General features: G+C 46.6%; 21 protein-coding genes. 3 read left to right on the top strand and 18 right to left on the bottom strand.

Annotation, left to right across the window (positions count from 1 at the left end; genetic code table 11):
* Positions 1-97: 97 nt before the first annotated feature.
* From AC1DYT_RS02545 to AC1DYT_RS02515, 7 genes are all read right to left on the bottom strand, one after another.
* Positions 98-1,018, bottom strand: a complete 921-nt coding sequence (locus tag AC1DYT_RS02545; protein ID WP_477468073.1) for a DUF58 domain-containing protein — start codon at positions 1,016-1,018, stop codon at positions 98-100.
* Between the two features lie 34 nt (positions 1,019-1,052).
* A complete protein-coding gene (locus tag AC1DYT_RS02540) occupies positions 1,053-1,658 on the bottom strand; it encodes a hypothetical protein (RefSeq protein WP_477468072.1) in 606 nt (201 codons plus the stop codon).
* A 12-nt stretch (positions 1,659-1,670) separates the two neighbouring features.
* A complete protein-coding gene (locus AC1DYT_RS02535; protein WP_477468071.1) occupies positions 1,671-2,390 on the bottom strand; it encodes a DUF2490 domain-containing protein in 720 nt (239 codons plus the stop codon).
* A gap of 167 nt (positions 2,391-2,557) precedes the next feature.
* Positions 2,558-3,157, bottom strand: a complete 600-nt coding sequence (locus AC1DYT_RS02530; protein ID WP_477468070.1) for a hypothetical protein — start codon at positions 3,155-3,157, stop codon at positions 2,558-2,560.
* Positions 3,133-3,306, bottom strand: coding sequence for a hypothetical protein (locus AC1DYT_RS02525; protein ID WP_477468069.1), 174 nt, complete (start codon positions 3,304-3,306; stop codon positions 3,133-3,135). Before AC1DYT_RS02525 ends, AC1DYT_RS02530 begins: the two co-directional genes overlap by 25 nt.
* A 69-nt stretch (positions 3,307-3,375) precedes the next feature.
* Positions 3,376-4,398, bottom strand: coding sequence for a hypothetical protein (locus AC1DYT_RS02520; protein ID WP_477468068.1), 1,023 nt, complete (start codon positions 4,396-4,398; stop codon positions 3,376-3,378).
* 12 nt (positions 4,399-4,410) lie between these two features.
* Positions 4,411-6,132 carry an ArnT family glycosyltransferase gene (locus tag AC1DYT_RS02515; RefSeq protein WP_477468067.1) on the bottom strand — a complete coding sequence of 574 codons (1,722 nt, stop codon included), beginning with the start codon at positions 6,130-6,132 and terminating at the stop codon, positions 4,411-4,413.
* Positions 6,133-6,246: 114 nt separating this feature from the next.
* Here AC1DYT_RS02515 and AC1DYT_RS02510 point away from each other — a divergent pair, with 114 nt between their 5' ends.
* Positions 6,247-6,705 carry a DinB family protein gene (locus tag AC1DYT_RS02510; RefSeq protein WP_477468066.1) on the top strand — a complete coding sequence of 153 codons (459 nt, stop codon included), beginning with the start codon at positions 6,247-6,249 and terminating at the stop codon, positions 6,703-6,705.
* A 45-nt stretch (positions 6,706-6,750) separates the two neighbouring features.
* Positions 6,751-7,098: a hypothetical protein gene (locus tag AC1DYT_RS02505; RefSeq protein WP_477468065.1), complete on the top strand. Its 348-nt coding sequence runs from the start codon at positions 6,751-6,753 to the stop codon at positions 7,096-7,098.
* A 1-nt stretch (position 7,099) separates the two neighbouring features.
* On the opposite strand, the gene AC1DYT_RS02500 is transcribed toward AC1DYT_RS02505, so the two are convergent.
* Both AC1DYT_RS02500 and AC1DYT_RS02495 read right to left on the bottom strand, forming a co-directional pair.
* The gene (locus tag AC1DYT_RS02500) at positions 7,100-7,390 is read right to left on the bottom strand and encodes a HigA family addiction module antitoxin (protein WP_477468064.1); all 291 of its coding nucleotides are present in this window, start codon (positions 7,388-7,390) and stop codon (positions 7,100-7,102) included.
* 6 nt (positions 7,391-7,396) lie between these two features.
* Positions 7,397-7,714, bottom strand: coding sequence for a type II toxin-antitoxin system RelE/ParE family toxin (locus tag AC1DYT_RS02495; protein ID WP_477468063.1), 318 nt, complete (start codon positions 7,712-7,714; stop codon positions 7,397-7,399).
* 203 nt (positions 7,715-7,917) lie between these two features.
* Between AC1DYT_RS02495 and dapA the strand changes: the two genes are divergently transcribed.
* Positions 7,918-8,796 (top strand): 4-hydroxy-tetrahydrodipicolinate synthase, encoded by an 879-nt coding sequence (gene dapA, locus AC1DYT_RS02490; RefSeq protein WP_477468062.1) that lies wholly within the window; start codon positions 7,918-7,920, stop codon positions 8,794-8,796.
* Between the two features lie 211 nt (positions 8,797-9,007).
* Here the strand turns inward: dapA and AC1DYT_RS02485 are convergent, their stop codons facing one another.
* From AC1DYT_RS02485 to murD, 9 genes are all read right to left on the bottom strand, one after another.
* A complete protein-coding gene (locus AC1DYT_RS02485) occupies positions 9,008-9,184 on the bottom strand; it encodes a histone H1 (protein ID WP_133229478.1) in 177 nt (58 codons plus the stop codon).
* A 364-nt stretch (positions 9,185-9,548) separates the two neighbouring features.
* Complete coding sequence (locus AC1DYT_RS02480; protein ID WP_477468061.1) at positions 9,549-10,793, bottom strand: aminotransferase class I/II-fold pyridoxal phosphate-dependent enzyme; 1,245 nt, start codon at positions 10,791-10,793, stop codon at positions 9,549-9,551.
* A gap of 245 nt (positions 10,794-11,038) precedes the next feature.
* Positions 11,039-12,646: a cell division protein FtsZ gene (gene ftsZ, locus AC1DYT_RS02475; protein ID WP_477468060.1), complete on the bottom strand. Its 1,608-nt coding sequence runs from the start codon at positions 12,644-12,646 to the stop codon at positions 11,039-11,041.
* A 230-nt stretch (positions 12,647-12,876) separates the two neighbouring features.
* The gene (gene ftsA / locus AC1DYT_RS02470; protein WP_477460849.1) at positions 12,877-14,223 is read right to left on the bottom strand and encodes a cell division protein FtsA; all 1,347 of its coding nucleotides are present in this window, start codon (positions 14,221-14,223) and stop codon (positions 12,877-12,879) included.
* A gap of 31 nt (positions 14,224-14,254) precedes the next feature.
* Positions 14,255-15,478 (bottom strand): cell division protein FtsQ/DivIB, encoded by a 1,224-nt coding sequence (locus AC1DYT_RS02465; protein ID WP_477468059.1) that lies wholly within the window; start codon positions 15,476-15,478, stop codon positions 14,255-14,257.
* The gene (gene murC, locus AC1DYT_RS02460; protein ID WP_477468058.1) at positions 15,471-16,826 is read right to left on the bottom strand and encodes a UDP-N-acetylmuramate--L-alanine ligase; all 1,356 of its coding nucleotides are present in this window, start codon (positions 16,824-16,826) and stop codon (positions 15,471-15,473) included. The genes AC1DYT_RS02465 and murC overlap by 8 nt, the downstream gene beginning before the upstream one ends.
* Positions 16,827-16,877: 51 nt before the next feature.
* Positions 16,878-17,969, bottom strand: coding sequence for an undecaprenyldiphospho-muramoylpentapeptide beta-N-acetylglucosaminyltransferase (gene murG / locus AC1DYT_RS02455; protein ID WP_477468095.1), 1,092 nt, complete (start codon positions 17,967-17,969; stop codon positions 16,878-16,880).
* A 225-nt stretch (positions 17,970-18,194) separates the two neighbouring features.
* A complete protein-coding gene (locus tag AC1DYT_RS02450; protein WP_477468057.1) occupies positions 18,195-19,397 on the bottom strand; it encodes an FtsW/RodA/SpoVE family cell cycle protein in 1,203 nt (400 codons plus the stop codon).
* Positions 19,398-19,492: 95 nt separating this feature from the next.
* A complete protein-coding gene (gene murD / locus AC1DYT_RS02445) occupies positions 19,493-20,851 on the bottom strand; it encodes a UDP-N-acetylmuramoyl-L-alanine--D-glutamate ligase (protein ID WP_477468056.1) in 1,359 nt (452 codons plus the stop codon).
* Between the last annotated feature and the right edge of the window lie 36 nt (positions 20,852-20,887).

The raw sequence follows: 20,887 nt of genomic DNA, 5'->3' as shown, positions 1-20,887 counted from the left end.
CCTATAACGGGCAAGGCCGGGCGATATTGCCGCGGCGAAACTCTTAATAAAAGCGTTAGAACCGCGAATTGTTTAGTAAATGTGAATTTCCCAGGGCTTACAGCATGCGGTTGCGTTTGATGAGGTACTCGTTCAGGATACCGTTGTAACCCTGCGCAATATCGGCATCCACCAGGTCGATGTGGTACTGGGCGCATTTAAGTTTCAGTTGGTGGCGGTACTCGTTAAGCGAGGCGATATAGCTATCGCGGATCTTGTTGGGGTGCACGCGCACCTCCTCGCCGGTTTCCATATCTACGAAATGGTGCGGTCGGTTATCGAAATCAAAGTCGACCTCCTCTTGCTTGCTGGTGATGTTGAAGATAACTACCTCGTGCTTTTTATACTTAAGGTGCTGTATAGCTGCAAAAAGCTCCTGCATTTTTTGCGGGTTGAGGCTGTTCTCCAGCATATCGCTAAAGATGATAACCATCGAGCGCTGGTGTATCTCGCCCGCCAAATGGTGCAGCACGCCCGATATATTAGTGGCCATATTGGCCTTCGGGTTATTATAGGCTTTCTCCAGCTGGGCGTACAGGTAAAACAAGTGTGCCGAGGTAGAGCGCGCCGGACTCATCCAGTCCATCGTGTCCGAGAACAAGCAAAGCCCGAACGCATCGCGCTGTTTTTTGAACAGGTACATGAGCGAGGCGATAGCATATACCGAAAACTGCAACTTATTAGTACCCTCTGCCGGGAAATTCATGGAGGAGGAAGTATCCAGCAGCAGGTAACAGCGCAGGTTGGTTTCTTCCTCAAATTGCTTTACGAACAACTTATCGGTCCGCGCCAACAGTTTCCAGTCGATATTCTTTACCGATTCGCCGTTGTTGTACAGCCTGTGTTCCGCAAATTCTACCGAAAAACCGTGGAAGGGGCTTTGGTGCAATCCGGTGATAAAGCCCTCAACAACCTGCCTGGCAAGCAGTTCCAGATTGGCCAGCTGGCGCACATGTTGGTTGTTGTTTAATTGAGGCATAGGGCAAGGTAGTAATTAGATATTGGTGTAACGGCTAATCATTCTCTTTTAATATAAGATCAGCCGGAATTTTCATCTGCTTTTTTTTGTAATTAAACTCATGTTCGGTTAACGGCCCTAACACAACATTATCTTTCTTAATGATAATCCAATAATTAACACTGTTCTTAAGGTCATACTTAAAATATGGGTCGTTTTTTACCAAACTGTCTGCAATTAAATCCATCTTTTCAAAACTTGTTTGGTTGTCCGGGAGCATCACTTTGATCACGTTCCGGTGAATGTTAGTATCCATCCACAGGTGTGAATTCAAAAATCTAACTTCATCAATACCGTGAGGGTACTTTCGTGTTGTATCAAGCATTTGGTTATACCGTTCTCTTAAGTCCTGCGCTAATAATCTACGATAACCTTTAAGAGTGGGCCGTTGCAGCGCAATTATGAACTTATTATCAAACGCATAGTTAATTATGTTAGGATATATGCCATTTTTCATAATGTAATCGGCCCTTATCCATGCATCACCACCGTCTACCTCAAAAAAATATCCGTCACCTAAATCAGTCGTGCTATCGCCTAAATTGGCACAAGAGTTAAATAGTAAAAAAAATGCTAACACCAATATATTATTATTTTTCACGAAGCAATATATCTAAAACCTCGTATAAAAAGCTGTTTGCACAACATGGTTCACCGTGTAGGTAGTTGCCTGCTTACTGTATTGGTTAAGGTAACCAACCTCGGCATCGAACTTTTTGCTGAAACGGAAGCCGATAGCACCGTAAACACGGTTCTGGTCGAAGAAGTGCTTATTCACTTTATTCTTGTTCTGAATATTCACGAAAATTTCGTTCTGCAAAGCCAGGAAGGGGCCTTTCTTGAATACCGAATCGCTTTTGAATGGAATAACCGACCGGGCAAAATAACGCAGGCGCTGCGCAAAATAATGGTCATTAGCCGTTGATGAGGTGTTGCCCAAAAAGCGCTGTTCTAATCTGAAACGGTGCTGCAGAGTAGTGCTGCGGCTTATTTTATGATTGTAGATGAACTGTTCCCATATCCGGCTCTCGGGGCGGAAGGTTGATGCCCCGCTTGCTGAACGGCCATTGGTAGCCACATAAGCATACCCCAATGCGCCTATTTTGTTATTGGCGAAGTAATAATTAACCGCCGGGCGCAGCAGTACGTTGCGCAAATAATCGAACTCATCTGCCGAGCGCAATTGCCCATCGAACGATATGCCCCAATGCTGCGAGAACCTTTGCGTGTGAAACAGTGCCGCCCAGCCCGAGAATTGATTATCCTGCGCCAACAGTTTGCAAGGCGCCAAAAAAGTTGAAAGCAGCAAAAGCTGAAAGATTTTTTTCTTCATAAATGATAGCTATGCACTATAAAGTGCGTTAATGAAAATGGTCAGCCTGAGCGTGGGGGGCACAGCTTTTTGGTGGCTAACGGGGCAAAAATAGCATTTTTGGTGTTAATTGGTCTTTAAATTTTGAGGAGGTTTTGTGGCGGAATTCATAACCCGCTATAGGATTTTTAGAATTTTACAGTAGAACGCGGCAAGAAAAAACCCTTGATGCAATTCGGGTTCCTTATGCAAATCTGCACATGGTTTTTCTCTCTAAACCCTGCATTTGGATAAGGAAATTCTCCCTCGGTAAACATCCCTCTTACAGAATCATAACGATTAGCAAGTTCATTATTATTATGAATGGTTTCTATTACTGCACAATCCAAATGCCGCATCAGTAATTCATTCGATTTCCCTATCTTAAGGTTTTCAGGCAGTTGCAAGCCTTCAGTATCCAACAATTCCTTTAATGTCTCGTATCCGCTTTTTAAAATTTGGAGGTTTGAAAATTCAGTAAGGTCAAGGCAGTGTTTTAAATCGATAATTGCCCCAAGAACAGCGGGCGTTTTGATTTTTTGAGTACGTTTTGTTGAATTTCTCTGCAAATCTTCCGCAAAGTCAAGTGCCCTGTTGGGACTGTTTTCCCAAAAATAGATACCATTTCCCAGCCAGTCGTAAGAGTTAGTGCTTCGCTTAAGTTGTTCTGTCCCTAAAATAACTTTGTCTCTTAACTCAATGTCGCAGCCGTGAAAACCAAATACTAATCCTGGCCTATCGGAATACATACTTCTTTATATGCATTTGAAACATTCCCGGATTTGGTTAAAATGCCTAATTTTTTTAGAAAAGCCGTCGTTTTAGATTTATCCTTTGAAATCTCTTTACCATTCTTCCTTATAGACAGAGCTACTGTTTTTATTTCTTTATCACTCATTGTGGAAGTTTATTTATCGTAATACACAAATATAAAGATATTAAACAATAATCAACGGGATTGATTAGGCTACTCCTTAAATTTTGCTATCCGTTTCCGGCCCAAATCATACATCAACCTAAAAGCTTCCTGATTGCTGCCGCTGTTGAGGGGCGTCTGGTGGAAACTGAGGACAAACTGCCCCGTCAGGCCCTTGTATAAGAAAGGGGTGTAAATAATATCCAACCTGTTGTAGGTTTTGTATTGGTAATAAGCATCGCCGTAGGTTACATTGTGCCCATCGCCTTTGTAAAATTCATCGTACAGGGCAAAGCGTTTGTAGCTTAAAAAGGCATTGGCTACAAAGCCCGTGGGCTTCTTAAAGCCTGAAACATTACGCTCCCGTTCGAAGGACATCATACCGCCCGCCTCGATGCTCAACGAATCGAGAAAGGTTTTGTGGCTGAAATTAGCGCCAAGCTTTACCTGAATCGCACCATTGTCGCGAATGTGGTCGTCGGGGATGGGGATAGCCGGCCCGGCATCGTGCAGCAAAAAGAAATAGTGCGAAAGGTAGAACGGCCCCTTTTCAAATGGCTGATATTTACCCGAAAAGCCGAACAAAAACTGCTCGCGCTCGGTATCGGTTTGGCGGCTTGTCCAATCAATCCAAACGGTTTCGTTAAAGTTATCGGTATGGTATTTGGCCAGTAAACCCTCTATGTTTGGGCGGAAATAACGGAGCGTATCGTTCAGCAAAGCGCGGGGGTAATCCGTCAACAAGCCCTCTCGTGGGAACTCGCCCGCGTTGAACAGCCAGCGTTTGCCGGTGTGGTTAAAATAAGCCACGGGGTTCACCTTTAAAAAGTATGGCTTGGCACCAAATTCATGCAGGCCGTTGGCCCCAACGATGAATCGGTTGGCACTATCCAGGTTCAAACCAAAATCTAAAGCCAGGCGGGTGCCGGAGTAAGTGCGCGAGCGTATCAACGATTCCTTGTACTCCCGGTTATCAAAAAACACCGACCCGTTAAAATGCGTATCTATGGTTTGGGCAGCGGCAGCGCGGGCAATTAAAACAGTAATCAGGAACAGGTATATCTTTTTGTGCATCGTATCCAATTATTATTCCACTTTAAATTTTATCAAACGGCTGTTCTTGCTCCCACGGAAAGGTTCGGTACGTATGGAGAACATCAGGTAATAAGTGCGTTTCTCTTTCGGTGCGGTCACTTCTGTATTGTAAGCCGTGCTTTCGCCGGATTGCAGGCTGATTTTATTAAAACCTGTACCTGCCTGTTGCACTTCCGCAATATCCGTGGGCCCGGTAAAAAAGCAGCTTTCTAAATACACAGGGTGCTTATAGCCAACGTTGGTAAAATTAACATCGTATGTGTAAGGGTTGGTTATATTCAGGTCAAATTGTATTTTTTGTCCGGGATGCGCAGTAACCGCAGTTGTTTTGGTTTCGATGGCGATTTTTTGATAGGTACGCGCATCTTCTACCCAGGTGCCATACCAATCGCCCTGCTCGTTTTTGATGGTATCGCTTTTATAGCCCTGCAGCGGTTCGCTAAGCAGCAGGTACACTTTTTTGTGCTGGAGGCTATCCTCCATGGGCCAGATATCGAACATGGTGCGCCCGTAATACCGCGAATCGTAAGCGAAACCCTTCAGCGTATGGTTATAAAAATCATATTTGGATGGATTCTGGAAGCCATCGTCCATCATCATCCAGGCATCGCCAGCTTTCTCATGCACTTTGGCAGCCCAATCGCGGAAGCCGAAGTAGGTGCGCAAGGCAATAACTTTTTTAACGAAGGGCAGGCCAAGCGCGAGGGACAGCCGCAATATCAATATCAGCACGACATTGGCAATGCCCAGGCGGAAAAGCCAGCGTGGGTAATTATTATTCCGCTGCAGGTTGATGAGTACAAGCGCAACCAATGGTATAAAAGCAATGAGCGTATAATGCGGCTGCACATTGGCAAAGCCGGTATTCACCAAAAAGAAGCCGAAGGTACCGATGGCGTTGAACACCAGCGCACGCGTAAACACATCGGTAATTTTGGTTGTAAATCCTTTATAAAACAGGTACCAGCTGATAAGCACGCCGCCCAGCAATAACTGCCCCGATAGGTATTCAATAGTGGCCGAAATGCTGTAAATCTTATCAGACGAACGTTCGAACAGTTGGTAATTTACCGCCGGGAAGCCATGCTGCGATTGCCATAGGATGTGCGGTACATAACAAATAAACCCAACGATAATAGCCACGTAAAACGATGGCCGCGTAAACAATTTTGGGTTGGATAATATGGTGAAACCCACCAGCAGCACCCCGTGATACTTACTGTATAGCAAGCAGGCGACCACCAAACCAATGATAAAACCCATGCGCCAGCTATCTTGCCCGGCGTACTTTTGGTAGCAATAATAAAACAGCACGGCAAAGAAAAACAGCGGTGCATCGGGCGTGGTCGTAAAACCGTACACATGGAAAACCAACACGCCGGATACCAGCAATATGAACCATTTGGCACTAACTGCGTATTTTTTGAGGATGAGCCACAACAGGTAAATTGCCAGGCCATTGGTAAGCACGGTAACCAGCCTTGCGCCAAGCTCGTTTTGGAAAAGCGCATACCCGATTTTGATGAACACAGCCATCATGGGCGGGTGATAAAAATACCCCCAATCGGGCTTTTGGGCGTATAGCCAGTAGTAAGCCTCGTCGCCATGCAGCTCAAGTAGGTAGGCTTGCAGCAGGTTCAACACCGTCCAGCAGGCTATGAAATACCAGATGGGTTTGTCGGTTTGCGCGGGCTTGCTTATCGTGTTGGCCATTTAATAATCAAAGCTGCAAAGGTATGATAAAAGCATTAAGGCACACCTTGCGGGCAGGCATCATTATTTTGAGAAAGCCCCATGTAATTCACGTAAAATTTGAATATTTGATCCATGATAGCCAAACAAATAGAAATTATGCGGCAGCCCCGCATCAAGATATTGAGCGTACTGGAAGCGTTCAGCCTAGATCAGTTGAACACCATTCCTGCCGGGTTCAATAACAACATTTTGTGGAACCTCGGCCACATGATAGCCGCCCAACAAGGTGTTTGCTACAAACGCGCCGGTTTAGATACATGGGTTGCCGAGAGCTTTTTTCAGGCGTATAAACCTGATACCAAGCCCGAAGGTTACATTGGCCAGGAGCAATTAGACGAAATAAAGGAATTGCTGATGACCAGCCTGGACCAATTACAAGCCGACCTGCATGCCGGCATTTTTACCAACTACCCCGCCTGGACAACCCGCTACGGCGCAGAGATACGCGATATTAACGATGCCATTGCGTTTTTGCCATTTCACGAGGGGCTGCATGTGGGGTATATCATGGGTTTGAGGAAGTTGGTGTAAACTTGCCCCTAACCCCCTGAAGTTTAAATTTGTTGAGTAGTTGTTATGAGAAAGCTGCTTTTACTGATGATGATTATTCTCGCATCCTGCGATTACCCGCAGGCAAAGTTTAATAAAGCCACTTGGCAAGAGAAAATAGACTGGGATTATCCATATCGAAAATTTATTCTTAAAGATTTGTTGGAGCATCATCAAATTAAAGGTTTAACCAAAAAACAACTTATCGATTCTCTCGGAACGCCCGCTAATTGGGGCAATCCCAATATTATGCCTTATGAAATACTTACTGATTTTGGAAGTGATGTAGACCCAGTGTACACAAAAACTTTAGTTATTTCTTTAAACAAGGATTCTATTGCAACCGGATTTAAGGTTGTTGAGTGGAAAAAATAGCTTAAACGTGCTCCAACTCCCTTGCAATGGCTAAATCATAAGCAGATTGCAGGCCCAACCAGTATTCAGCACTAATCTCCAATACCTTTTCAATTTTAACTGCAATGCGGGCGTTAATGTGCCTTTTGCCTTTAAATAAGTCACTTAAATTACCGGGCAATAAACCGATGCTTTTTGCAAATTCGGCTTTTTTTAAACCCCTTTCTTCTATTTCTTCCAAAAGGAATTCACCAGGATGGAACGCAACAGGCGTTCTTAACTCATTTCTTTCTTTATCAAATACGTTTCCCATAATGCGTTATTTAGCGTAGTGGTTATTCATTTCTTCAATAGCAATTATTTCGATGCGCTTATCTATACCGTCATTTTCTATCCTGAAAATCAACCTAAAACCATCCTTTACCCTAATAGAATATTTCCCTTTTAAATCGCCTTTAAGTAATTCAAGATGAAGCGATTTGATTTGGCGCAAAGTATTCGTGTTAGGCGCTTGTTCAATTTGAACTACTCTTCTTATGAAAGACTGCTCTATTTGATTGCCATACTTAGGCTTTCCAGGACTCTTTCCTTTGTAATATAAATCTGCGAGGTAGGCGTCCTCAATAATAACTTGCATTAATTACGTTGATTATATAATCAAAAGTAAACAATCGAAATAGAATTACCAAATTTTGATAATAAAAGTAGTGATTCTTGCTTATCCCAACCACCACATCTTAATCTCTCCGCAGCCTGTACGCCTCAACAATCCGCACATCTGAAATCTGCACATCTTCATATCCGCACATTTGCATATCTTAGCATCCTTTTATTAAAGCTATGAACAGATTTTACGGGACAGGGGTAGCAATGGTGACTCCTTTTCAGCCCGACGGCGAGGTAGATTACCCTGCGCTCGAGAGGCTCATCAACCACCTCATTAATGGTGGTGTGGAATATTTAGTGTCGTTAGGCACAACCGGCGAAAGCGCTACTTTGAGTAAGGACGAGAAGAAGCAGGTATTTGCCTTTACCGCCAAAACCGTAAATAAACGCGTGGCCCTGGTGGCCGGCATAGCTGGCAATAACACTTTAGAGGTTGTTGCCGAAATTAAAGCATTCGATACCGATGGCTACGATGCCATTCTATCGGCAAGCCCGCATTACAATAAACCAACGCAGGAAGGTATTTATCAGCATTATAAAGCTATAGCAGAGGCATCGCCCCTGCCAATAATTCTGTATAACGTACCCAGCCGTACCGGTAGCACAGTAAGTGCCGAAACCACCGTAAGGTTGGCGAACGATTTCAAGAATATCATCGGCATCAAAGAAGCATCGGGCAATTTCGATTTAATGAACCAACTGATGCGCGATAAGCCGGAGGATTTCCTGCTGATTTCCGGCGACGACCCTATTACGCTGCCCATGATAGCCATGGGTGCCGTGGGCGTTATCTCGGTAATAGGCAACGCATTGCCGCGCCAATTATCAGATATGGTGAGGTTATGCCTGCAAGGCGACTTTAAGGCGGCCCTACCCTCCAATTACAGCCTGATAGAGTTTACCCGCCTGATGTTTGCCGAGGGCAGCCCGGCAGGCGTGAAAACAGCTTTGAAGCAATTAGATATTTGCGGCGATACGCTGCGCTTGCCGCTGGTGCAGGTTAGTGAAAGCACTGCGGAGAAGATAAAGGAGCAGATAGGGGTAATTGGATAAACCCTTATCCCACAACGTCATTGCGAGGCACGAAGCAATCTCTAAGTAGGCAGAGCGACTTTGCAAATCCGCCCTGCTGATAGGGAGATTGCTTCGTTCCTCGCAACGACGCGGGTATAAAAATGGCAATGGTTTAAAATGTACCCCAACAAAAAACCCGGTGTGGCTGCACCGGGTTTTTTAATGAAGTAAATAATTTTGCCCTGGGGACTTACTCTTTGTTTTTGGCTTCCTGAACTTCCAGGCGGATGGCTTGCGCTAAATTTTTAAGGTCTTGCATACCTTTACGGACACGGGTGCCGGCGGCACTATTGCCCTTGTTGTAAAATTTGTCGGCGTCGGCTTCCAGCGATGCGATCAGTTCCTTTACTTCAGTAAATTTTTTCATTGTGAACTTTTTTTAGTTTATTGAGGCTTATTGTTTTAATTAAAGCTAATCTAACTTGTTTTTTTTTAATTAAGAACTTTTAAATAACAAAAAAAGTGGCTTTAAACTGGTTTTTTTCCACATTTTCGCCATCTAAGTTTTAAAAATCCAGGCAACTCACAAACGAAGAAATTAGTCGTTTTTAGTATTTAGTTAATAATTAAATCACATTTAATTCAAACGACTCGAAATCATTCATTATTTCAACAATATTGCCGTCGCTATGCCTTATCCACTTGCTATAGCTACGGGCATAAAATAAAACGAAAAAGCCCCACGGTGTCCGCAGGGCTCATCTATGGCGAAAAATCCGTTTGCCTATTGCTTAGGCAATCGCCATTTTTTGCTCTTTATAGTAACCGGCTTTCAGTTTTTCGGCTACCTCACTAAAGGCATCCAGCGTAAGTGCTACATCCTCCAGGGTGTGCACGGCGGTAGGTATCAACCTAAGCTCTATCAGGCCTTTAGGGATAACCGGGTAAACTACGATAGAGCAAAATATGCTGTAATTCTCGCGCAGGTCCGTAGTAAGGCTGGTAGCTTCGTTCAGCTCGCCTTTCAGGAAAACCGGGGTAACCATGGTATCGGTAATGCCTATATCAAAACCATGCTCAACCAGTCCGTTCTGCAGGGCTTTGGCAATTACCCATAATTGCTCGCGCAGCTCTGGATTTGACTTTAGCAGTTCGAAACGTTTCTTTAGTCCCAGCACCATCGGCATAGGTAACGCTTTGGCGAAGGTTTGCGATCGCATATTGTAGCGCAGGTAATTGATGATTTCGTTATCCGATGCCACGAAAGCGCCTATCCCCGCCATCGATTTGGCAAAGGTACCGAAGTACACATCCACCCCCTCGATGCAGTTCTGCTCTTCGTGCGTACCGGCGCCGGTTGGGCCCATGGTACCAAAACCATGCGCATCATCTATTAATAATCGGAAGTTATATTTTTCTTTAAGTGCAATAATTTCTTTTAGCTTGCCCTGCGCGCCCGACATGCCGAAAACGCCCTCCGTAATCAGCAATATGCCGCCACCGGTTTGCTCGGTTAGCTTTGCAGCGCGTTCCAGCTGTTTCTCGCAGCTTTCAATATCGTTGTGCTGGTAAACAAAACGCTTGCCCATGTGCAGGCGCACGCCATCTACTATACACGCATGCGATTCGGCATCGTAAACAATCACGTCGTTCCTGTCAACCAGTGCATCTATGATCGATACCATGCCCTGGTAGCCGTAGTTCAATAAAAAGGCGGCATCTTTTCCCACGAATTCGGCCAGGCCGTTTTCCAGTTCTTCGTGATGTTTGGTGTTGCCGCTCATCATGCGGGCACCCATAGGGTAAGCCATGCCGTAATCGGCAGCAGCTTGCGCATCGGCTTCGCGTACTTCGGGGTGGTTGGCCAAGCCGAGGTAATTGTTAAGGCTCCAAACCAAATGCTCTTTACCGTTGAACATCATATGCGGATGAATCTCCCCCTCAAGGCGCGGGAATGAAAAATACCCGTGCGACCATTTCTGGTGCTGCCCTATAGGGCCGCCCATATTCTTATTTATTTTATCAAACAGATCCAAATTGCAAATCTTTTAATGTTCGTGATAGATTATTGCAAATATACCTATAAAACGACCCCCAACAAACGTTATTACTTTTTATGATAGTTTATAACAAGGAGTAGTTAATGGTTCATAGATAATAGTTCATAGTAAGAACTGCAGATAAAATTTAAATGGCTCGGGCACCTCAAATAAAAAGAGGCGCGAATTTCGCACCTCTCTCGTTTTACTATGAACCATCAACTATGATCCATGAACTAAACTCAATCTACATTATCGTGCAAAAACGAGTTGTTGTTCTTTATTTCTGTTTTGCCGTCGCTATCTATAGTCAAAGAGAATTTCGATATCTGGCTCTCGTCCGACTGTGGAGTTTGCTGCAACGCTACTTCCTTACGTTTGTAAGCCGGTACGTTCTCCATCTCCTGTATGTTGCCGTTGCGCAGTTTCATACTCAAATCCTTCAATCGCATAATGCGCTCACGCGATTTACGCAATTGCTCTTCTATAGATTCGTCGGTTTTGTTTTCGTCCGCATTCACTATCGGTTCCGGTTCGGGTAGTTTTGCTTCAACAACCGGTGGCGGGGTAAAATCCATTATGGTTTCGCTCACCTTGAATACGAAACCGCCATCATCTTCGGGTTCTTCCTCCACCTTAGGCTCCTCTTCGGTTAAGTTGAAACGCACCACTTCGCGCTGTTCGGCTTTGTCTTGCTCCTCTGCCTTGGCAAACAAATCGAACAAGCCGGTTTGTTTGGGCGCTTCCTTCATTTTGATATAAGGCTGCGTAGTCATGCCTGCATCAGGTTTCACCGCATTGATGAACTCGTTCACCGGCTTTACCATGGGAGCCGGCTCGGGCATAAGCATGCTTACTACCTTTTTGTTGCTGTGCTCTTTTTCTCGCTCGTCTTTAGTTTGGAACCCGGTAGCAATAATGGTTACCGATAGTCCCTCGCCCAGGTTTTCATCCTTACAATTACCCCATATCAGGTCGGCAGCCAGGCCGGCTTCTTCCTGTATGTAATCTGTAATTACGGTTACCTCATCCATGGTTACCTCGTTCTCGCCCGAAGTGATGTTCAGCAGGATATAGCGTGCGCCTTCAATCTCGTTATCTTTCAACAATGGCGATGCCAGTGCGCCTTCCACCGCTTTTAAAGCGCGGTTGTCGCCTTCGGCGGTGCTGCTGCCCATTATACATACGCCGCTATCTTTCATAACGGTGCGTACATCTTTAAAATCTACGTTTATATAGCCTGGTAAGGTGATAATTTCCGCGATGCCTTTTGCAGCTGTGGTTAAAATATCATCGGCCTGCCCAAATGCCGAACTCATGGTTAAATTTCCGAATATCTGGCGCAGCCTGTCGTTAGAGATTACCAGGAACGAGTCTACGTATTTCTTCAGTTCTTCCATGCCTTCCTCAGCCTGCATACGGCGGCGTTTGCCTTCGAATGAGAACGGCGTGGTAATGATGCCTACAGTCAGGATATCCAGTTCGCGCGCAGCTTTGGCTATGATGGGGCTTGCGCCTGTACCTGTACCGCCACCCATACCTGCCGTAATGAACAGCATTTTGGTGTTTGCGCCCAGCATTTGTTTTATATCGTCGATATTCTCGATAGCCGAGTTTTTGCCCACTTCGGGTATAGAGCCTGCGCCCATACCTTCGGTTAAGCTGGCACCCAATTGCACCTTGTTGGGGATTGGGCTAAGCTCCAATGCCTGCGCATCGGTATTACATATAATAAAGTCGACACCCTTGATACCTTGCCTGTACATGTGGTTTACCGCGTTGCCGCCACCACCGCCAACACCAATTACCTTGATGATTGCCGATTTTTCTTTTAACATCTCAAACTGCATAATCCTTGTTTTTCAGTTGTTTGTGGTTTGATGATTAGATAGATTTCACTAATGTAATAATAGGGGTTTTTCCACATAGTTTATCCACATTTGTGTATAATGTGGATAAGTTAACTCATGTGAATAAAAATTAACTGGCCTCACCCCAAACCCCTCTCCAAAGGAGAGGGGCTGTAAAAGCGCATTGCTACCCTCTCCCTTGGAGAGGGTAGGGTGAGGCTTCCTTCCCCCTATTTCAAATAATCCTCATCTTTTATATCATCCTTAATAAATTTCTTGCCCGATTCCAGTATCTTGCCCAACAGGCCAAACTTACGGTCGTCGGTATATTTGGCTTTCTCTATTTTGGCGGGCACCGGCGCTGCCTGCGTTAAGCCGTTGTATTCTGCCTTTTGTATCCCTTTTATCAGCAAGCCTATACCTGTTGCGTAGGTTGGGCTTTGCAGGTCCTCGTAAACAGCCTTCGGCAGGGTTTCGTTCTTGGCCAGGTGCTCGTTGGGGTAACCAATGCGGCAATCCAAGCCGGTTACGAATTCTATCAGCTGGGTTAAGTGCTTTAACTGCGCACCGCCGCCGGTTACTACTATGCCACCTATCAGCTTCTTTTCGTAGCCCGATGATTTTATTTCGTAGTAAACATGCTCTATGATCTCCTCCATACGAGCCTGTATTACGAAGGCCAGGTTCTTAACCGATATTTCTTTTGGTTCGCGGCCGCGCAAACCGGGCACGCAAACTATCTCGTTCTCTTTGTTCTCTTCTGCCAGTGCCGAACCGAACCTTACTTTCAGTTGCTCTGCAATGTTGCGCATCACCGAACAGCCTTCGCGGATATCCTCAGTAACGCTGTTGCCACCGAAAGGGATAACCGCCGTATGGCGGATGATGCCTTCGTGGAAGATGGCCACATCGGTAGTACCGCCGCCGATATCAACCAGTACGATGCCGGCTTCTTTCTCTTCCTCGCTCAGTACCGATTCTGAGGATGCCAATGGCTCCAGTATCAGTTCCTGGCTTTCCAGCTGCGCCTTGGTTACGCATTTTACGATGTTTTTGATCGCCGTAACCTGGCCCGATATGATATGGAAGTTGGCTTCTAAACGCACGCCTGCCATGCCTATTGGGTCTTTGATGCCCGGCTCGCTATCCACAGTGAACTCCTGTGGCAACACGTGAATTATCTCCTCACCCGGAGGCATCACCAGGTTGTACATATCCTCAACCAGTTTATCTATATCCTTGCGGCCTATTTCGCTGTTCAGATCCTTACGGGTTATCAGCCCGCGGTGCTGCAGGCTTTTGATGTGCTGCCCGGCTATGCCTACGTTTACTATCCTTATCTCTACGTTTGATTGCGCGCCGGCTACATCTACCGCCTGCGTAATGCCCTGCACGGTTTTATCAATATTTGATACCACCCCGCGCGTTACCCCTGCCGATTCGGCCTTGCCTATACCCAGCACTTCAATCTTGCCGTTTTTGCTTCGGCGGCCAACAATAGCACAAATTTTTGTTGTGCCAATATCCAGCCCCACTACAATTGGCGAACTTTTTTCTTGTGTTGAACTTTTGTCCATATCCCTTGATTTTAATAGATGTCTCTTCCCCTTATTTCTTCTTCTTCTCTGCCTGTTTCTTGCCGGCAGTTTTTTTGTTAGCCGCCGGTTTTGCCGGAGGCTTGCCCGTTTTCAGCTTTTTATCGGCCGTTTTGTTTGCGGCCCCTGTGTGTGCCGCCTTTTTGTTGACAACGTATCCGGCTATAACATCTTCCGGCGTTGGCTTATGTGCCGCAGGCTTAACCACTGCACGCACGGTTGGCTTCGCGGTAACCGGCTTTGCTATAAGCAGTTTTACCGCCTGGGGCTTTGCCGCTTGAGGCTTCGCAACCGTAGGCTTTACTACCACCGGGTGCTCGTCAATCGGCCTTTCTGCATCATCTGTTATGGCGGGCGCGGCTGTCGAATCGCGGCGCACCCTGGTGGTGCCTGCTGCAAGCGCCGAATCTGCCGCCGCCTTTTTTGCCTGGGCTTTCACTGCAGCCAACGAATCGACCAGGCTTTGGTTTTTTACGCCGATTACCTGGTTGCCATATTTGATGTTGATTACCTTATAAGCATCCCAACCAACCAACGGCAGGGCTTTTTTGTAAAAAGCCTTCAAGTTGCTGAAACGCAGATCGAGCGAGTCGGCGTTGCCCAGCAATATCCGCTGGCTGCCTACGCGTGGTATCAATTCTATCTCGTGCGCCTGGTTTACGTATATCTGCGATATCTGCGCGTCCCATAGCGAATCGTTGCGGATATAGTCGGCCGTTTTGTATAAATCAATGGCCAGCGCATTATGCAAAGAGTCTACCCGGTTGGCAAAAAGTTCGTCGATAAAGCCATTGGCCACAATTACCCTTGCGGTAAAACTCTGTGATAGCGGCATCTTGAGGCCGTGCTGATCCACATAAAAATCCTGCCCGAAACGGTTCATCACCCGCAATATGGGCTGGCGCTGGCTCACTTCTACCTGTATTACACCATCCATATCGGCATATACATTGGCCGATTCGATGAACGGGTTATTCTTTAGACGCCGCTCCAGGGCATACAAGTCTATATTTTCTATGCGGCGGCCAATCAGCGTGTGGCTGTCCATCTGCAAAATATGATCAACTTCTTGCCTGTCTATAAAATAATGGCTGCCGGGTATATACACCTTGATGGCTGTACACACTACCTCAGATTTTTTTATGGATATGAAACTCATCAGCACCACCAAACCGGCCAGGCTGATGGTCCAGCCTAATCCAATTAACAATGGTTTCCAAATGCGTTTCTTAAACATGCTCCAATATCTCTTTAAGCGGGTTCACTAATGTATCTATGTCGCCTGCGCCAACGGTTAGCAACAGTTCCGGCTTTTCGGCCTTAACTATTTCCAGGGCCTGTTGTTTACCAACCAGGCGCTTGTTTTCCAGTTTCATCAGGTTCAGCACCATATTGCTATCTACCCCCGGTATCGGCAACTCGCGGGCGGGATATATTTCCAACATCAACAGTTCATCAGCCATATCCAGCACTTCGGCAAAGCCATCCACAAAATCGCGGGTGCGGGTAAACAAATGGGGCTGAAACATCACCGTGAGTTTCTTATCCGGATAAAGCCTTTTTACCGATGTAATGGCGGCCCGCAACTCTTCGGGGTGGTGCGCATAATCATCGATGTATATATGCCCGGTATTCTTTACGATATACTCGAACCTGCGCTTTACACCTTTAAAAGAACCCAGCGCTTCGCGGATGGCATCTGCGGAAATCTCCAGCCTTAACGAAGCTTCGATAGCTGCAACGGCATTCTCTATATTGTGCAACCCTGCTATGCCCATCCGAATGTTGGGGATGGCTGTCGAACCGTTATCGAAATCGAAATGAAAGTTGCCATCTTCGATACGAATATTGCTACCCATTGCGCCTGCTTCGCCATTTACCGTGTAGGTAAAACCCTCGGCCAGCGGCAAACCTTTTTTGTATATCAATATGCCGCCCTGCTTTATCTGCGAGGCAAACAAACGGAACGATTCCTCCAGGTGCGAGTGGTCGCCGTAGATATCCAGGTGATCTGCATCCATGGAGGTGATGATAGCCGTATCGGGGTTCAGCGTTAGGAACGAGCGATCGTACTCGTCAGCTTCTACCACCACGATATCGTTTTTGCCATACAGCACATTGGTTTGGTAATTGGATGATATACCGCCCAAAAATGCAGAGCAATCTTTGCCCGAATCTTTCAGGATATGCGCTATCATGCACGAGGTGGTGGTTTTGCCATGCGTGCCCGCCACCGCAATGGTGAACATGCCGCGACTGATGATACCCAGCACCTGCGAGCGTTTTTGCAAATCGAACCCTTTGTTTTTAAAGTAATTCAAAATAGCCGAATCCTTGGGGATGGCAGGCGTAAAAATCACCAGCGTACCGTCGCCCGGCTGCTGGAAACTCATGGGAATCCAGTCTGTACGGTCTTCAAACACCACGCGGATGCCTTCGTTGTGCAAAGCATCGGTTAAAGGCGTGCTCGTTTTATCGTATCCACACACCACGCAACCCAAATGATGGAAATAACGCGCCAGGCCGCTCATGCCTATGCCGCCTATGCCTACCAGGTAAACCCGCTGTATGTTCTTTAGTTCCATTGTCTTCATTTAAAAAAAGGCTATCCCCGCGTTCTGCGGGGATTAGCCGATTTAACTGTTGTTTGTTATTTGGATAACCTCTTTCGCTATAACTTCATCGGCATTGGGCATGGCCAGCTTGCCTATGTTATCGCTTAATTTCTTTTTCAAATCTTTATCGTTCAATAGCTCTATCGCTTTATCAACCAGTTTGGCCTCGGCATCGCGGTCGGCTACGAACAGGGCCGCGTTCTCTGTTACCAGGGCCAGCGCGTTTTTGGTCTGATGGTCCTCGGCCACGTTTGGCGATGGCACCAGTATTACCGGTTTCTTTATCACACAGAGCTCGGCAATAGTACCGGCACCTGCGCGGGAAATAATCACATCTGCAGCGGCAAAGGCCAAATCCATACGGCTTATGAACTCTACCACGCACACATTAGGGTGTATGTTATCGCCCAGTTGCTCCATTATGCTTTTGTAATAGAACTTGCCTGTTTGCCAAATCACCTGCACATCAGCTGCTATTATTTTATCCAGACCGGCCAGCAGGCTTTTATTCAAAGTACCCGCACCAAGGCTGCCGCCGGTTACCAGTATAGTTTTCTTACGCGATGATAACTTATACAGCTCCAGCGCCTGCATCTGCTTGCCTGCTATATCTACCGACTCCTTGCGTATCGGGTTCCCGGTTTTGATTATCCTGGCCTTGGGGAAGAATTTATCCATCCCATCGAAGGCCACGCATATCTTTTTTGCCTTTTTGCCCAGCCATTTATTTGTTACTCCCGCATAGGAGTTTTGCTCCTGTATTAATGTGGGTATGCCCATTACACCAGCTGCGTACAACAGGGGGCCGCTTGCATAGCCACCCACGCCCACGCAGGCATCGGGCTTAAAATCTTTGATAATCTTGACGGCCTTGCGCACGCTGCCCAGCAGTTTAATGGGGAACATCAGGTTTTTCATGATGGATTTACGCTGGATGCCCTGTATATCCAAACCGATGATCTCATAACCTGCTGCGGGCACTTTTTCCATTTCCATACGGCCGCTGGCGCCCACGAACAATATTTCGGTAGCAGGATTTAGCTTCTTTAAAGCATTGGCAATAGCAATAGCCGGGAAGATATGCCCCCCCGTGCCGCCACCGCTGATAATGATGCGCGGCTCCCTGGCCCCCTTAAGGGAGAACTTAACATCTTTAACACCCTGGAGGGGGAGTTTTGGATTGGCTGCTATGTCTTGGTTCCTGCTCACGATATTTATTTTATTTCACCGATTTCATTGATTAAAATGATTGCAGCGATTTATTTTTTTTGTCTTGCTTCTAACTCCTGCTCCCCCTTCAGGGGCCTGCCTGCCGGTAGGCAGGGCCAGGGGGCTTCGCTATTCAGTTATCTCCCCTACCATCACTTTCTTCGGTTCATCAATATCGCGGCTTACGGATAGGATAATGCCGAACGCAATGCTGGTAAACAATATAGATGTACCGCCCATGCTTATCAGCGGCAACGGTACGCCCGTTACCGGGCCAAGGCCCACCGCCACCGCCATATTGGCAAAGGCTTGTATGGTGAGGCTAAAGCTTAGCCCCGCCGCCAGCAGCGCCCCGAACGCTTTCGGCGCTTTGGTTACTATCTTGATGCACCTGTACAACAGGAAAAGGTAAATACTGATCACTACTATGCCGCCAAACAGGCCATATTCTTCTACTATGATGGCGAATATCTCATCCGAGAATGCCTCGGGCAGGTAGTTACGCTCTGTACTGCGGCCGGGGCCTTTGCCAAAGAAGCCGCCTGATGCTATAGCTATCTTAGCGTGGTTGCCCTGAAAAAGCTTATCCTGATCTGCCAGCTCGGGGTGGAAGAATGCTTTCACCCTGGAGATATGCGTTGCCCGCCTCCCGCCTAAAAACAGCATGCCCGCCAGCAAAACAGCGCCGATAAGGCATACTACCGATATCTGCTTTACGCTGATACGGCCCATAATGAGCAACAAAATGCTTACGCCGAAGAGCATCAGCCCGGTTGATAAGTTGGCCGGACCGATGAGCGCGAACACCAGGCATACAGAGCCCATGATGGGTATAAACGATTCCTTTACATCCTTTATATTCTCCTGCTTGCGCGATAGGATGCGTGCCAGGTAAGTTATCAAAGCCAGCTTAGCCAAATCCGACGTTTGGAAGCTTAGGCCTGTACCCGGGATGGCTATCCACCTGCTTGCGTGGTTGATGTGCGAACCAAAGAACAGCGTGTATATCAACAAGGGGATGGTGATTATCATCAGCAGTTTTGATATGCCGGCGTAATACCGGTAATCTAAACGATGCGAAATGTACATCAGCCCTATACCCATCACAATCATGAACACATGCTTGGCCAGGATAGATTCTACCCCTACGCCCCTGGTGTAAGCCAAAGTACCTATAGAGCTATACACGGCCAACGTAGATATCACCGAAAGCATAATCACAATCAGCCATATCCAGCGATCGCCTTTCACGTTGGCAAGCAGCGCGCGAGCCCCCCCCGCCCCCTGAAGGGGCAGCTTTTGAGTAGCTGTATTGTTTGATTCCGTTTCCATGTTTTCTATGATTTCACCGATTTTCACCGATTACTTCTTTTGTCTCTTTTTATTCACCATTTGCACATCTGCATATTTGCGTGCTGCACATTTTTTTAAAGTTCTTTAACGGCTTCTTTGAACTGACGACCACGGTCCTCATAATTCTTAAACAAGTCGAAACTTGCACAAGCCGGTGATAGCAATACCGTATCGCCTTTTGTGGCCAGGTGGTAAGCTACCTGGGCAGCTTCTGCAGCCGAGCCTGTATTTACGATGATTTCGGTATCATTCTCAAATGCATCGTGTATGCGCTTGTTGTCTTTACCTAAACATACAATTGCTTTTACTTTTTGCCGTACCAGCTCGTTTAGCATGGTATAGTCGTTGCCTTTGTCTACGCCGCCCAATATCAATACCACCGGCGTGCTCATGCTTTCCAGTGCATACCAGGTGGAGTTTACGTTGGTAGCCTTAGAATCGTTGATGAAGGCGATCCCCGATATCTTGGCCACGAACTCCAGCCGGTGCTCGATGCTGGGGAAGGTACCCATACTCTCGCGCATGGTTTCGTTACGCAGCTCCAGCACTTTAGCCACGATACCTGATGCCATTGAATTGTAAATGTTGTGTTTACCCTGCAGGGCCAGTTCGGTGATCGACATTGTAAAATGTTGTTGGTGTATGTTTATGACAATATTGTCTTTATCGAGATATGCTCCCGTTTCAATCGTTTTTTCTATAGAGAACGGCAGCTGCTGCGCGGCTAGCGTTTTGCCTTCCATTATCTTAAGGGTTTCGGCATCATCGGCACAGTAGATAAAATAATCGCCTGCGGTTTGGTTCTGCGTAATCCTGTATTTAGAGGCTGCGTAGTTCTCCAGTTTATAATCGTACCTATCCAGGTGGTCGGGCGTAATATTTAGCAACACGCCTATATCTGCCTTAAATTGGTACATGTTATCCAGCATAAAGCTGCTGATCTCCAGTACGTAATAATCATAGTTTTCGGTAGCTACCTGGTAAGCAAAGCTTTTGCCTATGTTGCCTGCCAGCCCCACGTTCAGCCCCGCATTCTTCAATATGAAGTAGGTAAGGCTGGTGGTAGTCGTTTTACCATTGCTGCCCGTAATGCATATCATTTTAGCTTTAGTGTAACGGCCTGCAAACTCAATCTCGGATATTACCGGGATATTGGCCTCTACCAGCTTCTTCACTACCGGTGCCTTATCGGGTATGCCGGGGCTTTTCACCACCTCTGCTGCTTTCAGTATTTCCTCGTAGGTATGCCCGTTTTCTTCAAAGCGGATACCCCAATCCTGCAGTTGCTTCTTATAATGATCGGCAATCGCCCCAAAATCCGACACGAAAACATCGTAGCCCTGCTGCTGCGCCAGGTATGCCGCACCCACACCGCTCTCGCCTGCGCCAAGAATGGCGAGCCTTTGGGTTGATATGTTATCCTGTTCAGTCACTTTAATTTTCTGTCTTTATTCTTTTGTCTTGTCTCT

This window comes from Mucilaginibacter sp. P1_D10 (genome assembly GCF_056406215.1).
Note: the sequence above shows the minus strand (reverse complement) of the source record. Positions and strands in the feature narration are given on the sequence as shown.

What these genes read in the sequence shown, in the direction of transcription:
- AC1DYT_RS02545 (WP_477468073.1), bottom strand. Translation starts at nt 1,018, where the DNA reads ATGCCTCAATTAAACAACAACCAACATGTGCGCCAGCTGGCCAATCTG.
- AC1DYT_RS02535 (WP_477468071.1), bottom strand. Translation starts at nt 2,390, where the DNA reads ATGAAGAAAAAAATCTTTCAGCTTTTGCTGCTTTCAACTTTTTTGGCG.
- AC1DYT_RS02530 (WP_477468070.1), bottom strand. Translation starts at nt 3,157, where the DNA reads ATGTATTCCGATAGGCCAGGATTAGTATTTGGTTTTCACGGCTGCGAC.
- AC1DYT_RS02525 (WP_477468069.1), bottom strand. Translation starts at nt 3,306, where the DNA reads ATGAGTGATAAAGAAATAAAAACAGTAGCTCTGTCTATAAGGAAGAAT.
- AC1DYT_RS02520 (WP_477468068.1), bottom strand. Translation starts at nt 4,398, where the DNA reads ATGCACAAAAAGATATACCTGTTCCTGATTACTGTTTTAATTGCCCGC.
- AC1DYT_RS02515 (WP_477468067.1), bottom strand. Translation starts at nt 6,132, where the DNA reads ATGGCCAACACGATAAGCAAGCCCGCGCAAACCGACAAACCCATCTGG.
- AC1DYT_RS02510 (WP_477468066.1), top strand. Translation starts at nt 6,247, where the DNA reads ATGATAGCCAAACAAATAGAAATTATGCGGCAGCCCCGCATCAAGATA.
- AC1DYT_RS02505 (WP_477468065.1), top strand. Translation starts at nt 6,751, where the DNA reads ATGAGAAAGCTGCTTTTACTGATGATGATTATTCTCGCATCCTGCGAT.
- AC1DYT_RS02500 (WP_477468064.1), bottom strand. Translation starts at nt 7,390, where the DNA reads ATGGGAAACGTATTTGATAAAGAAAGAAATGAGTTAAGAACGCCTGTT.
- AC1DYT_RS02495 (WP_477468063.1), bottom strand. Translation starts at nt 7,714, where the DNA reads ATGCAAGTTATTATTGAGGACGCCTACCTCGCAGATTTATATTACAAA.
- dapA (WP_477468062.1), top strand. Translation starts at nt 7,918, where the DNA reads ATGAACAGATTTTACGGGACAGGGGTAGCAATGGTGACTCCTTTTCAG.
- AC1DYT_RS02485 (WP_133229478.1), bottom strand. Translation starts at nt 9,184, where the DNA reads ATGAAAAAATTTACTGAAGTAAAGGAACTGATCGCATCGCTGGAAGCC.
- ftsZ (WP_477468060.1), bottom strand. Translation starts at nt 12,646, where the DNA reads ATGCAGTTTGAGATGTTAAAAGAAAAATCGGCAATCATCAAGGTAATT.
- ftsA (WP_477460849.1), bottom strand. Translation starts at nt 14,223, where the DNA reads ATGGACAAAAGTTCAACACAAGAAAAAAGTTCGCCAATTGTAGTGGGG.
- AC1DYT_RS02465 (WP_477468059.1), bottom strand. Translation starts at nt 15,478, where the DNA reads ATGTTTAAGAAACGCATTTGGAAACCATTGTTAATTGGATTAGGCTGG.
- murC (WP_477468058.1), bottom strand. Translation starts at nt 16,826, where the DNA reads ATGGAACTAAAGAACATACAGCGGGTTTACCTGGTAGGCATAGGCGGC.
- AC1DYT_RS02450 (WP_477468057.1), bottom strand. Translation starts at nt 19,397, where the DNA reads ATGGAAACGGAATCAAACAATACAGCTACTCAAAAGCTGCCCCTTCAG.